The organism is Gammaproteobacteria bacterium (assembly GCA_013151035.1).
In the GTDB taxonomy this organism is placed as follows: domain Bacteria; phylum Pseudomonadota; class Gammaproteobacteria; order JAADJB01; family JAADJB01; genus JAADJB01.
The window spans coordinates 1-14,386 of record JAADJB010000013.1 but is presented as its reverse complement, the minus strand read 5'-3'; the positions used below and the strand labels follow the sequence as shown (position 1 = coordinate 14,386).

The following is a 14,386-nucleotide window of genomic DNA, read 5'->3' as shown; positions in this document are numbered from 1 at the left end:
ATCAGCCCCCATAATACATCGGTTAGCCCGCCAACACACACCTCTATGGCAAAAGATTCAGTCACAGGGGGTTACTCATGTTGGGGAATTGCTTGAATTAACAGAATTATCTGGCAATTCTCATTGTGCCCCGATAATGGACACACTGGATTTCCCACTACGTGCCAGCCATGCCTATATCCGCCGTATCGAAAAAGGCAATCCTGATGATCCCCTATTACGCCAGATCCTGCCCACCCTGGATGAGACCATAATCCACCCTGATTATCAGACCGACCCGCTGAGTGAGCAGGAACAAATGCCAGTACCGGGGCTGTTACATAAATATCATGGTCGCGTTTTATTAACCCTGACCGGTGCCTGTGCCATCCATTGTCGTTACTGTTTTCGTCGCCACTTCCCCTACAATAAAACCAATCCTGCCACAGACAACTGGGCAGAGGCACTGAATTACATTCAAACACACCCGGAAATCAAAGAAGTCATCCTCAGTGGTGGTGACCCGCTATCCATCAGTGATCGGCGACTACAGGCACTCAGTCAACGGCTGGATAATATTCCTCATCTGCAACGTCTGCGTATTCACAGTCGGCATCCCATCGTGTTACCCGAGCGTATCAATGAAGAACTATTAATCTGGCTCAGGCAAAGCCGCCTGCAAACCATCATGGTTATCCATAGCAATCATGTCAATGAAATTGATCAAGCGGTCAAAGATGGTCTTGATCAACTGAATCAGGCTGGAGTCACCCTATTAAATCAATCGGTGTTATTAAAGGGGGTCAATGATAATAGCCAGACCCTGATAGAACTGAGCGAACGCCTGCTAAATTGCAAGGTACAGCCCTATTACCTGCATCAACTGGACCCCGTTCAGGGGGCCGCACACTTTGCCGTCAGTGATGAACATGCGAGAGAACTGATACAGGAACTCCATCAACGACTACCCGGCTACTTATTACCCCGACTGGTACGCGAATACGCAGGCGAGCCAGGGAAAACGCCTTTATAAATCGCAAATATCAATCAATTCTGCTTGATTCTTAAAGTTTTTTTACAAAATAACGCTACCCATTGTAAGTAACGCAAACGAGGTGGAATATATGAAATTCAAGCTACCATTAATCATTGAAGCAAACGTCTTGCACAAACATCTGGGCGATGACAAACTGGTTATTATTGATTTATCCATTCCACAGGTCTACAAGGAAGGTCATATCCCAGGAGCCATTCATCTCAGTTACCCCAGCATCGTGCATGCACATGATAATGTGGATTGTGATATTCCACCAGACAATAAATTATCCGAGGCACTGTCTAAAATAGGCTTACTGCCCGAACACAAGATTGTTGCCTATGACTCACAACACAACCCCATGGCCTGTCGCCTGCTATGGACACTGGAAGAACTAGGATTTCAACATGGAAACCTGTCTATATTGAATGGTGGCTGGCATGCATGGAAAGAGTGCGGCTTACCGATTGAAGAATCACCCAACACACTACCAGAATCAGGCTTCTTTGCTAAACAGTCATGTAATGTTAATGCCAGACGTGAATACATAGAATCAAGGATTGGCGACTCCGATGTTGTGATTCTGGATACGCGTATGATTGAAGAGTTCACCAACGAGTTATTAATCTGCGATCGTGGCGGCAATATCCCTGGTGCAATCCACTTCGACTGGGAGAATAATGTTAATACAGAAGATGCCTTCAGATTTCATTCCGACGAAGTATTGCTAGAGAATTTTGCCAAACTCGGTGTTGTGCCCGAGAAAGAGATCATCATTTATTGCCAGACCCATTTTCGTTCCGCACACACCTACTGGGTATTAAGACACCTGGGTTTCAGAAATATCCGTGGCTATGCATCGGGTTATTCCGAATGGGGCAATGCAGAAGATACTCCCATTGAAAATGAGGCTATCGAGGCATAGCCCTTGATCAAAACCCTAAAATAGAGCGGCAAACAGATCCGGATAAACGATACGATCACCCGACTGAAATACACCGTCTTCCAGTTCCAGTGCCGTCACAGCATCCTTTGGTAACTGTAGATTCGATGTCAGCGACCAGTTCGCTATGGGCTTAAAGCCAAAACGCTGATAATAATCGGGGTAACCTGCCTCGATAATTGCCACATGCCCACCTTTACGCGCACGTTCAATAGCCGCCTTCACTAATACAGAACCAATGCCCCGCTGTGACTGTGATGGCACTACAGACATTGGCCCCAGCGCCAGGATCTCTCTGGAACCATCATCATGCGCCAGCAAGATACGGGACAACAGGATATGCCCTACAATACGCCCGTTGATCTCAGCAACCAGAGAAAGATCTGAAATAAAATGCGTTGAGCCACGCAGTGATGAAACCAGGTTGGCCTCAACATCACCGGCAAAGGCACTCACATTCACCACATCAATGGCCCGAATATCTTCCGGGGTCTCTGATCTTACTACGACATCATGCATCGTTATCTCCGTTATCTCTGTTGTCTATGAACATTGCTACCCCGTTAAGAATTATTTTAACCCTATGTAACGGCATAATTAAAAAACATGTCCAGAAAGTTCGAGATATGCGTCACTCTCCTCTAGCAGAGACACGCCGTGAATACATCCATGTAGGCTCGATGCCCGCATCCCTGCGTGCAACGGTCTCTGCTAGAGAAGAGCAACCCATGTCTCTTGAGTGAACAAAATAGCAGTGTTCTATGATATATATGCGGACTGCGCCTAGTCAAGCAGATGTGACACTAGGCCATCCGCTAGTTTAGGTTCAAACCATGTCGATTTTGGTGGCATCACTTCATTGGCATCCGCCACCGCCATCAGATCTTCCATACGAGTCGCAAACATGGAAAAGGCGACTGCCATTTCACCACTATCAACACGCTTTTCCAAACCATCCAGTCCACGGATACCGCCGACAAAATCAATGCGCGTGTCGGTACGCTGATCCATGATGGCTAGTAAGGGTGCCAACAGGTTATCCGCTAACAAACTCACATCCAGTCGTGCCACCGGATCATCCTGCGGAATACGATCCGTATGGATATTCAAGCGATACCAGCGTCCGTCTACATACATACCAAACTCACCCACCTGCGCGGGTGCTACCGGTTCATCACTCATCACCACATCAAAGTGCTCTGCGATACGCGCCAATAGATCCTCAATTGAAAGACCATTCAAATCCTTAACCACCCGGTTATAATCCAGAATCTTCATCTGATTATGCGGGAAAATTACCGATAGAAAATAATCACAGGCCTGCTCACCCTCTGCCTGTCCACGACGCGCCGCAGCAACTCTGGATGCGGAGGCAGAACGATGGTGTCCATCGGCAATATAAATCGCCTTCATATCATCAAACCACTGCGTAATCTGTGCGATCTGTGCCTCATCGGTTAACACCCATAATTCATGGCGAATCCCATCATCGGCAGTCACATCAACATTTGCCGAACCCTCAGCGATCTTTAATAACAAATCATCCAGTGGCTTAAAGGAGGCATAGGCCAGCAATACCGGGCCCGTTTGTGCATTTAATGCCTCGATCTGACGTACCCGGTCATCCTCTTTGGCAGGACGGGTAAATTCATGCTTACGAATACGATTGGTATCATAATCAGCAACCGATGCTGCTGCCATCAGGCCGGTCTGCACATGATCACCCATATGCATACGGTAGACGTAATAACAAGGGCTTGCATCCTGCGCCAGCACACCTTCATCACGCATATGGGCAAGACTCTCTGCCGCCTTGGCATAGACCTCTGGCGCATAGGGATCAGTTCCCTCCGGTAGATCAATCTCTGGTTTAGAGATATGCAAAAAACTCCAGGGACGACCTTCAGCACGGGTACGCGCCTCAGCACTATTTAACACATCATAAGGCGGGGCAACTACATCATTCGCACGACCATCCACTGGACGCAGACCTGCAAAGGGTTGGATCAAAGACATTATTCTTTCCTGATGATATTAAAAGCCGCTATTGTATCAGGAAAGGACTCAAAACACCCTACTCCCTGACAGATTCCTGGGCACAACAAAGGTAAATGCCGCACCCTTACCCGAATTATTACTCGCTGCAATCGTCCCTCGATGACAGTTTATAATTTGCTTACAAATACTCAGCCCAAGCCCGGTACCACCGGCTGTCGTTTTTGTTTGACTACTTTGTACAAACTTATCAAATACCGCCTCCAACTCATCTTCGGGGATACCCACCCCTTGATCAATAACAGAGACCGCCAGTGCCGGCATTGATGAATTATCGGTATTCCTTCTGCCAATTACTAATGACTGCTCCTTTATCTGGACATTAACCATTCCTCCAGCGGGCGTAAATTTAATTGCATTCGATAGCAGATTTAACATTACCTGCATAATCTTGTCTGCATCAACACAGCTATCGGTATCAAATTTCGCAGGAATATAACGAACATCCACCCCTTTGTCTTGTGCCAACATATCCAGCTCTGCAATTGCCGATTCAACAATACCCTGCATACAAATATTTTTAAATAAAAAATCCACCTTCCCCGCTTCCAGCTTAGACAGATCCAGTAAATCATTAATCAAAACAAGTAATCTTTCACCACTCATATTGATCCGCGTGTAATACCCCAGCAATTTATCCCTTTCCGCATTATCTATCTTGTTCATACCCAGTGATGAATAGGATAATATAGCATGCATCGGGGTTCGCAATTCATGGGACATATTTGATAAAAACTCGGATTTTATCCTGCTGGCCTCGTAGGCCTTGTCCCTGGCAATAATCAATTCTTTTTCATGTTCTTTCTTTTCATTAATCTCTATTTTTAATTGCTCATTCAACTTATGCAGCTCATCTGCATTGCGTGTATCACGACGATTAATTGAATAACCAATATTGCCACTACTAAAGGGGGTATAGAGCAAGCCGGTAAAGGTTTGCCATTGATCTTCATCAAACTGATCAAGACCGATCTTCATTTTCAAATGACCACCTTCAGGTGAAGCAATATAGGTACCGAAAAGTCGATCCCACAGGGATATATGAAAAGAAAAATTACTATTCGCCTCATTCTCCCGGGTTGAATGATGAATTCGGTGCATATCCGGCGTTACAAAAACCCAACGCAAAATCCGTTCCAGCCGCTCATTCAGGGCAATATTTGAATGGGTAAACATCGACATCACATTAAGCATTAATTCAAATACAACAACCACTATAACAGGCGCACCCAGAATAATAATGGCCGTCATTTTTATCAGTATAGAAAGAAGGATTTCGATGGGATGAAAACGTACACCCGTAGAGACATCACAATCCCGGTCTGAATGATGCACACGATGTAGTCTCCATAACACAGGGATCTCATGAAAATTCAAATGTTGTAAATAAATAATAAGATCGAGCAGAACAAATGTTACAACAAACCGAGCCCAACCACTCATTTCAAAATGATTAGCAAAACCCCAATCATTCTTCTCCGTCAGATAAGCAACCCCGACCGCAAGCACTGGAATAAAAAACCTGACCAGAATAGTGCCACTAATAATTAATGAAATATTATTCAGCCATCGTTTTGACTTATTTTGTGTGAGTTTTCGTCTTGGTCGATACCATTCCCACAAGGCAAGCAAGATAGCGGCACCAATAAACATACTCAGGCGAATACTGGCTTCATATTTGAGTATAAACTCAACCATTGATATCTCGCATCCCATTAAACGCGAAGTTGAGAACAGACTTCATGTCTGTCCCCTATGCCCCTACTGACCTGAATTAACTGCGGTCACCTTCTGCCAACCACGTGGCAACTTGTTCCCACGTCGACCCCGTTCGCCCTGATAATCAATCAGTTCTTTGTACTTCAACTTCATACTACGCTTACCACAGACCAACTCCAACACACCACCTTCAGGAACAGCGGCAACGCCCACAATATATTCCTCTCCAGCATCCCGCTTCACCTTCGGGATTGCCATAATCTTATTACCCTTACCTCGTGACAAGCACGGCAGATCCTGTATTGAAAACACCAGCATACGCCCTTCATTACTCACCACTGCCAGTAAATCAGTTTGATAATTAGTCACCCTGACCGGGGCTAACACACGACCACCCTTAGCCACATTAAGACCTGCCTTACCGGCCTTATTCTTGACCATTAAATCCTTTAAGGTGGCTACAAAACCATAACCGGCATCACTGGATAGTAAATACTGATCCTCATCAACACCCATCATCATACCGGCAAAGACCGAGCCATCAGGCGGATTCAATCGACCTGTTAAAGGTTCACCATGACCTCGGGCAGAAGGTAGCAGGTATGCGGATAATGAATAAGTGCGTCCGGTAGAATCAATAAAACTCACCATTTGATTACTGCGGCCACAAACTGCCACAAGGAAAGCGTCGCCCGCCTTGTAATTCAGGCCCTGCGCATCAACTTCATGCCCTTTAGCCGAACGCACCCAACCTTTTTTCGACAACACAATAGTCACCGGTTCACTCGGAACCAGAGCTGTTTCATCCATCACCTGCGCCGCATCACGTCTTACAATCGGCGCACGTCGTTCATCACCATACTTTTCTGCATCCGCCATCAGCTCTTTACGAATCAAGGTCTTCATACGAAGCTTTGAGGAGAGTAGTGTCTGTAACTGATCACGCTCATCCGCCAGTTCTTTCTGCTCACCAACAATCTTGACTTCTTCCAGCCGCGCCAGGTGACGCAGTTTTAGATCAAGAATGGCATCACTTTGAATCTCAGTGATCTGAAAACGCTTCATCAATGCTGGCTTAGGCTTTTCTTCATTACGAATAATCGCAATCACCTCATCAATATTGAGATAGGCAATCAATAAGGCATCCAGGATATGCAGGCGACGAAGCACTTTATCAAGCCTGTATTCCAGACGTTTACGCACTGTGGTTAAACGAAACGTCAGCCACTCCTTCAGGATCATGCGTAAATCCTTAACCTGGGGGCGGCCATCCAGACCAATAATATTCAGGTTAACCCGATAGCTTTTTTCCAGATCGGTACTGGCAAACAGATGTGACATCAAGGCATCGGTATCAATACGATTAGAACGCGGCACAATCACCAGACGCGTCGGATTTTCATGATCGGATTCATCACGCAGGTCTTCAACCATGGGCAGTTTTTTAGCCGTCATCTGCGCTGCAATTTGTTCCAGCACTTTGTTACCCGACACCTGATGCGGTAATGCGGTAATAATAATCTCACTCTGTTCCCGTTCATAACAGGCACGCATACGCACTGAGCCATGACCTTGCTCATAAATTGCCAACAGATCATCAGGCGCTGTAATAATCTCAGCATCGGTCGGGTAATCCGGGCCCTGGATATGCTTACACAAATCAATAACACTAGCCTTCGGCGTATCCAACAAGTGAATAGCCGCACTGACAACCTCGCGTAGATTATGTGGAGGGATATCGGTCGCCATACCCACCGCAATACCCGTGGTACCATTCAACAATACATTCGGTAGACGTGCAGGTAGCAGCGAGGGTTCTTCCATGGTGCCATCAAAATTAGGCACCCAATCCACCGTGCCCTGCCCCAGCTCAGATAACAATACCTCGGCATAAGCCGCCAGACGCGACTCGGTGTAACGCATCGCGGCAAAGGACTTGGGGTCATCCGCTGAGCCCCAGTTACCCTGACCATCCACTAACGGATAACGATAGGAAAAGGGTTGTGCCATCAACACCATCGCCTCATAACAAGCACTATCGCCATGAGGGTGAAACTTACCCAGCACATCACCCACCGTGCGTGCTGATTTCTTATATTTGGCAGTCGCCGAAAGCCCCAACTCAGACATCGCATAGATAATACGGCGCTGCACGGGCTTTAACCCATCACCAATATGCGGCAAAGCACGATCGAGAATAACGTACATGGAATAATCCAGGTAGGCCTGTTCAGCAAAGTTCTTTAACGGTTGACGTTCAACACCCTCAAAATCAAGATCCATTGCCTTCATCTACACAGCATCTCCGGACGTTTCCTTGCCATACGTCAACAGTATCTCTCCGCTAATATCAAACATCTCGCCACAACCTAATAATGATCGTAATTGCCCCTGTAACTTAAACACCTTATGTCTCGAATAGGTTCTCAATGGATCCAGCACATGACTTAATTCTGTTGGATCCAGATCCATGGTATAGGTCACCATTAATTTAACAAAGAGATAATCACCCGATGCAATCGCCTTGCTGATAAATCTCTCTTTTTCTCCATCTTCCAGAAATTCTAACGCACTGGCTGCATGTATCTCCGCTCCACCCTCTTCAGCACCTTGCGTCTTGTAAAAATACATCTCTACACCATCATGTGTTTTACGCTGACTATTTGAAGAGGAACTACCTCGCATTGCGATCACGCTACCAAACAGATCCACCACCACCCGCGCTTCAGTAATCCAGCGTAAATCATAACGACCATCTTCAGAACGAAAAAACTCACCTAATGAAGAGGGCTTATCCGAGATCGCAACCCACTGCATCACCGCCTTACCCTGGTCATCCCGGGCAATAAAAAAGGGCACGCCAGCAAGATTATCAACAACAATACTTTCATGCAAACGTATGTTTGCCGTACTATTGATATCTTCACGATCGACCTTCAATTTTTTCTTGTTTCTATCAATCAAATCAATGAAGAATTTATCCAGCTCATCATTTAAATGATTACCTCGGACACGTTCCAGCATCAGGCGATTTTCTCGTCCTGCCACCACCTTGACCAGACGATAAGGAATATCACTCAAACTGGCATTAGGACACATTTTCTGTAACTTGGGCAGACCCACAGAAACCTCACTATCAGCCTTAAGACTTACGTCACGGGGTAATACAGCACACAGACCACGGACCGAAAGATCCTTGGTAACTGTTGTTATCTTGTTACCATCCACCTTGATATCCACCCCGATCTCGGCAACATAACGGTGCTCAGTACGCGCATAAATACGACCAAAATGAATCAGCTCCGGAAACAATGCGGCATCTTCCTCAGATAAGGTCTTCGACACACTACCATCCACCACATGACAACGCACATTCTTCGTCCACACCTGGATGCCACTCATATCCTCGACCCGAGTTGAATCACCCCTGATCTCAAGCAAAGTCTTCATCTGTACGGTAATATCAATCAACTGGGCAGAAAAGGAGAGCAATGAAATCTGACTTAACAAATCCTTCGCATCTTCTTCACAACATTCCATCATTGATTCCATGATGCCCTCAACCTTTTCTGCATTGGGCATCTTCAGCGGGATGGAAGAGACTGCCATCTTAAGCACACGATAGTCCTTGCGTCCCAAGGCATAACGTAGAAAACGATACCAGTCATCCGTTGATTCAAACTCATTGCTGGTTGCTGAATAAAGACCTGCACCCTTATCGCCATCAACATGGTACAACGCCATAATCAGCTCGCCATGCTCTTGCAAATATTGCAAGCGATGCGGCAAACCCAGTGGGGAATAATCATCCAACCCGCCCTGATCCTTAAAAAAGTCCTGTAGCGGTTGATTACCATCGGCAACAATCACGGTCTGTGTTTGTAATCGTCCCTCATCATCCTGAGACACAAAGAAGGGTAAGGGGATCAGGTTTTCGGTGTAGGCACGTTCATAAATCCAGGCAGCAGCCGTCCAGAACTCATCCTCAACGTCCAGCTTGTATTTGCGCCGATAACGTTCAATCAAGCCCAGAATATAGGCCTCAAATGCCTCCGTATGCGATTCTTCCATAATACGCAGACCCAACAGGCATTCCGTTGCTTTACGCTCAATATGATTAACAACGTATTTCAAACCGGTCAGCTCAACACCTTCAGCCTCATCTTCATCCTGTAACAGAGTGAAATCAACCTCAACCACTTCACCGTATTCAAAATCAAAGAAACCCTTAACCCCGATCAGGACACCCGAGACCGAGATATCGCGTGTCGAGGCATCATGCATCATCCCCCCCGTGTTCATCTTGATCGCTGTCACATATTGCAAACGTTCCTCACCACGACGTTTATGATAACCAAAGGGGATAATGGGTGGACTGTACAAAACACCTGTACGAGAGAACTCACCCCCACTAACCTCAACGCGTGACGGCCCGGATTCACGCGGACGAGCCTGTGATGATTCATCCTCTCCTGGCGCGGTGGGCACAAAGGTATCTTTCTTCTTACGCATCATGCGATAGGTGTGTTCACCATTCACAATCGCTTCGTAGGTTGCCAGGGTATAGACACCGTTATCATCAGCAAGACCTTTCCGATAAATTGCATAAGAGATATTATCCAGATGAAAAACACGATCATCGAGGATATAACGCTTACACTGCCCCTGCACCTTACCTCGCATATCAATGGTCAGGAAGCAGGCGCGAGTCATCTTTTTTTCTTCCATCTTTTCCAGAAAAAGCCCTGTTTCCGAACCGATGGTGACAACCTCAGTCACCAGTTCCTTCCGATCAGAACGCGCATCCAGACGACGGTAATGACGTACCCTTAACTGTTTTTCCTGACTATTCATCATATCCCTTCATAAATCCGATGTCCCGGCAGCAAGATTACCTTTCGTTTCCAGCCAATGCTTACGATCACTCGCGCGTTTTTTCGACAACAACATATCCATCAGCTGGTGGGTGCCATCGTCCACATCAACGGTCAATTGCACCAGCCTTCGGGTATCCGGGGCAATCGTTGTCTCCCGCAATTGTAAAGGATTCATCTCACCTAGCCCCTTAAAACGTTGAACATTTACCTTGCCACGCATCTTTTCCGCCACGATACGATCCAGTACACCCTGTTTTTCTGCCTCATCCAGGGCATACATCACCGTCTTACCCACATCAATTCGATACAGTGGGGGCATGGCAATATAGACGTGACCAGCGGCAACCAGACCCGAAAAATGTCGCAGGAACAGCGCACATAACAAAGTCGCAATATGCGCACCATCCGAATCGGCATCCGCCAGGATACAGATCTTACCATAACGTAAACGCGACAGATCATCACTGGCAGGATCCACACCAATCGCCTGCGAGATATCATGCACCTCTTTTGAAGCCAAAACCTCGGATGAATCTACCTCCCAGGTATTCAGGATCTTGCCGCGTAGTGGCATGATCGCCTGATAACTTCTATCCCTTGCCTGCTTGGCTGAACCACCCGCTGAGTCGCCCTCAACCAGAAACAATTCTGTTTGCGCCGAATCATTCAAACTGCAATCGGCTAACTTACCCGGTAACTTGGGACCACTGGATACTTTTTTGCGCACCACCTTGCGACTAGCACTCAGACGCTTCTGGGCACTATTGATCGCCAGATCGGCTATGCGTTCACCCGCCTCGGTGTGCTGATTCAACCACAAACTAAACGAGTCCTTAATTACCCCGGAGACAAAGGCCGCACATTCACGCGAGGAAAGACGTTCCTTGGTCTGGCCACTAAACTGAGGGTCACGCAATTTCACCGAAAGGATATAACTACAGCCACTCCAGGCATCCTCAGGGGTAATACGCACCCCACGCGGCAACAGATTACGAAACTCACAAAACTCACGAATGGCCTCGGTAAGTCCGGTACGCAGACCGTTAACATGCGTTCCGCCCTGCCCTGTTGGAATCAGATTGACATAACTTTCAGCCGCACACTCACCACCATCGGTCAACCACACCAGCGCCCACTCCACTGCCTCAGTCTCACCAGATAATTCGCCGGCAAAGGGTGCTTGCGGAATCGACTCAGCGCCTTGCAGACAATCCAGTAGATAATCCTTGAGCCCGGCCTGGTACTGCCACTCACACTGTTCTTTACTCTGTTCATCCGAAAAGCGCACCAACAGCCCAGGGCACAACACCGCCTTGGCTCGTAATACATGTTTTAATCTGGATACCGAGAATTTAGCGGAATCAAAATAATCAGGTTCAGGCCAGAAACGCACTGTGGTGCCGGTATTCTGCTTGCCTACCTTACCCACCACCTCAAGATCAGAGGTCTTATCGCCTTGGGCAAATGAGATGTTATATTCCTGCCCCCCACGACGCACCCACACCTCCAACTGCCGGGAAAGCGCATTCACCACCGACACACCAACACCATGCAGCCCACCGGAGAATTGATAATTATTATGTGAAAATTTACCCCCCGCATGTAGCCGCGTAAGGATTAACTCAACCCCGGGGATTCCCTCTTCAGGATGAATATCGACCGGCATACCACGTCCATTGTCCCTGATCTCAAGCGAGCCATCCTTAAATAGACTCAGCTCAATACGGTCCGCATGACCAGCAACTGCCTCATCAACCGCATTATCAATCACTTCCTGCGCAAGGTGATTAGGTCGCGTCAGGTCAGTATACATTCCCGGTCGCTTACGCACCGGATCAAGTCCACTGAGAACCTCAATTGAGGCTGCATCATAAGAATTACTCATAATTGATCAATAAAACCCTTAACCTATTTCGCACAAAACGTGACTAAACTAATCGATTATATGCACATTCCTTGCCAGAATAAACATTACCCGATACAAAATCTTTTATCGACCTTCCCAGGACACCCCATCCTTAGGTAATCTTTCATAATCATCAATAACTTTAACCCGGTAGGGCAGGGAATTGTTCCAGTTCCAAAAGACAATATTTTTCCCGCCAGGTGATACCCCTGCTGCATAACTCAGTACAATGATACCCGCAACCTCGGCAGAAATTAATTGCTCAACAAGATTCCATGTCGGAGGCGTATCTCCATTGCTAATAATAAACTCCCAACCACAAGCCAGATCTAACAAACTATAGCCTGTAGCTGCCAAGGTTTGGGGATGAGTTAAATCAACAATAGATTGACAATCCACATCATAATAATAAATCGTAACAGGCTGAGACTTAAAGATAAATCCTTGTTGAACCTCGTGTAAAGCCGTAATAGGGTCAAGCGAAGCATATAGGGCTGGAACCCCAACAGGATTAAATCGACCACCATGACGTGCAGCACCCTGACCAGAGGCTGGATTAAACGCCCATTTTGGATGGTGACCACGGCAAACCCGCTATTGAAAACAAATGTATTGGTCAACAAAACTCAAGCATAGCCTCCCTCAGCAATCCTGCTTAGGTAGTCCCGCAAGGCCTGGCCTCTGCCCTCTTTCAATAGATCTTCTGCAGTTTTATCGCCAAAGGAAGGCAGTGGTTGTGAACGATACCAGGCAAAAGCCAATTCAACCGAACCAGACCAGGGGATCACACGATTAATAATTTCAACAGTCTCACGCAACCGACCCTGAGTAGCCACAGAGCTGGAACGGCTTGTTTTAGTCACCGCATCACGCGATAAACCCGTAGCAGCAGCAAGCTCCTGCTTAGTGATATGGAGTGTACGGGCCAAAGATGTGGCTTCAACACCCTCTTTACCAATAACCCTTTGAAGAAAACCAGCACCCATGGAACGCCCCTTATAATCACCTGTTAATGGTAGCATATGAGCGGCAACAAGGGGTTGTCAATTAATCTCAGATACAACCCTATCATTTAGTTATATGTTGATTTTCGAGGATAGAGTCCCCTTCCTAAAAAATAACACCTTCAAATCAGGAAAGAATTAAGCATAAAAATGAATATGGGAAGGTCATTATAAACCTACTTTCATAACTCCTGGCCTTGAAAGATTTTCTTTTTATTCGCAAAAAGAATTCAAAGATATATTGTTTAATAATACTCTTGAGACATTAAAAGAAGGCTTGGATTACCCGAATGAATATAAACTTTATAAAAAACTTTTCTCATTTATAAAACCACATGATTTGTATAAGGATAAAGTGTGAACAACAAACCACAAACCAAGAAGATTAAGCATGCGAGAAACCCGCATAGCCCAGGCTGGTTTATACGATAATCACTCAAAACACGAGTTCGGATTTCAACTTAAATCCCTTTCTCGTGTTTTGGACGAACATACAGACATACAGCTCGGTACCGGTACCTGCAGCGGTGTGGTTATTTGGATCGGGCTTGATGGGCTTGGGTGGGTGTGGCCAGGCGTAAGCTGGGTTGACACTTTCGTTTTGCTTTACTGTGTGGAAAGGAAGAACCGGGGTCAGTGGGTATTCCAGCACCACACCCACGACCTGTGTTTAAGTGTCCGCTGTGTCATGCACCCATGCAAATCAGAGGGTTTATTAAGCCTGCCTGGGCATCAGGCTGATCAATTGGGGGGAACAACCCTTCCATTCACCCAATATCAGGGAGGACAGTATTATTTTATGAAAAAATAACACCCTTTTTATTAGCCGATTATAGGCTAAGGTTTTTGATCGTCTGCAACAAGGTA

At 46.5% G+C, this 14,386-nt stretch carries 9 protein-coding genes and 1 pseudogene; 2 read left to right on the top strand and 8 right to left on the bottom strand.

Annotated elements, in window-relative coordinates; genetic code table 11:
• Nucleotides 1–10: 10 nt before the first annotated feature.
• Together epmB and GXP22_02560 are read left to right on the top strand one after the other, a co-directional pair.
• Nucleotides 11–1,012: an EF-P beta-lysylation protein EpmB gene (epmB, locus tag GXP22_02565; GenBank protein ID NOX08369.1), complete on the top strand. Its 1,002-nt coding sequence runs from the start codon at nt 11–13 to the stop codon at nt 1,010–1,012.
• A gap of 91 nt (nt 1,013–1,103) precedes the next feature.
• On the top strand, nt 1,104–1,940 hold the full coding sequence (locus GXP22_02560) for a sulfurtransferase (protein NOX08368.1): 837 nt from the start codon (nt 1,104–1,106) through the stop codon (nt 1,938–1,940).
• A 15-nt stretch (nt 1,941–1,955) separates the two neighbouring features.
• On the opposite strand, the gene GXP22_02555 is transcribed toward GXP22_02560, so the two are convergent.
• From GXP22_02555 to GXP22_02520, 8 genes and pseudogenes are all read right to left on the bottom strand, one after another.
• Nucleotides 1,956–2,477 carry an N-acetyltransferase gene (locus tag GXP22_02555; protein NOX08367.1) on the bottom strand — a complete coding sequence of 174 codons (522 nt, stop codon included), beginning with the start codon at nt 2,475–2,477 and terminating at the stop codon, nt 1,956–1,958.
• A gap of 264 nt (nt 2,478–2,741) precedes the next feature.
• On the bottom strand, nt 2,742–3,974 hold the full coding sequence (locus GXP22_02550) for a DUF1015 domain-containing protein (protein ID NOX08366.1): 1,233 nt from the start codon (nt 3,972–3,974) through the stop codon (nt 2,742–2,744).
• A 48-nt stretch (nt 3,975–4,022) separates the two neighbouring features.
• Entirely contained in the window at nt 4,023–5,711 is a 1,689-nt protein-coding gene (locus GXP22_02545) for a hypothetical protein (protein NOX08365.1), read from the bottom strand.
• A 63-nt stretch (nt 5,712–5,774) separates the two neighbouring features.
• Nucleotides 5,775–8,024, bottom strand: coding sequence for a DNA topoisomerase IV subunit A (gene parC, locus GXP22_02540; protein NOX08364.1), 2,250 nt, complete (start codon nt 8,022–8,024; stop codon nt 5,775–5,777).
• Nucleotides 8,025–10,589, bottom strand: a complete 2,565-nt coding sequence (locus tag GXP22_02535) for a PilZ domain-containing protein (protein NOX08363.1) — start codon at nt 10,587–10,589, stop codon at nt 8,025–8,027.
• Nucleotides 10,590–10,595: 6 nt separating this feature from the next.
• On the bottom strand, nt 10,596–12,494 hold the full coding sequence (gene parE / locus GXP22_02530) for a DNA topoisomerase IV subunit B (GenBank protein ID NOX08362.1): 1,899 nt from the start codon (nt 12,492–12,494) through the stop codon (nt 10,596–10,598).
• Nucleotides 12,495–12,599: 105 nt separating this feature from the next.
• Nucleotides 12,600–13,124, bottom strand: a pseudogene (locus GXP22_02525) (RES domain-containing protein).
• Nucleotides 13,125–13,141: 17 nt separating this feature from the next.
• Nucleotides 13,142–13,501, bottom strand: a complete 360-nt coding sequence (locus GXP22_02520) for a DUF2384 domain-containing protein (GenBank protein NOX08361.1) — start codon at nt 13,499–13,501, stop codon at nt 13,142–13,144.
• Nucleotides 13,502–14,386 lie beyond the last annotated feature (885 nt).

Excerpts from the sequence above, each read along its gene's own strand:
- GXP22_02560 (NOX08368.1), top strand. The coding sequence starts at position 1,104 with ATGAAATTCAAGCTACCATTAATCATTGAAGCAAACGTCTTGCACAAA.
- GXP22_02555 (NOX08367.1), bottom strand. The coding sequence starts at position 2,477 with ATGCATGATGTCGTAGTAAGATCAGAGACCCCGGAAGATATTCGGGCC.
- GXP22_02550 (NOX08366.1), bottom strand. The coding sequence starts at position 3,974 with ATGTCTTTGATCCAACCCTTTGCAGGTCTGCGTCCAGTGGATGGTCGT.
- GXP22_02545 (NOX08365.1), bottom strand. The coding sequence starts at position 5,711 with ATGGTTGAGTTTATACTCAAATATGAAGCCAGTATTCGCCTGAGTATG.
- parC (NOX08364.1), bottom strand. The coding sequence starts at position 8,024 with ATGAAGGCAATGGATCTTGATTTTGAGGGTGTTGAACGTCAACCGTTA.
- GXP22_02535 (NOX08363.1), bottom strand. The coding sequence starts at position 10,589 with ATGATGAATAGTCAGGAAAAACAGTTAAGGGTACGTCATTACCGTCGT.
- parE (NOX08362.1), bottom strand. The coding sequence starts at position 12,494 with ATGAGTAATTCTTATGATGCAGCCTCAATTGAGGTTCTCAGTGGACTT.
- GXP22_02520 (NOX08361.1), bottom strand. The coding sequence starts at position 13,501 with ATGGGTGCTGGTTTTCTTCAAAGGGTTATTGGTAAAGAGGGTGTTGAA.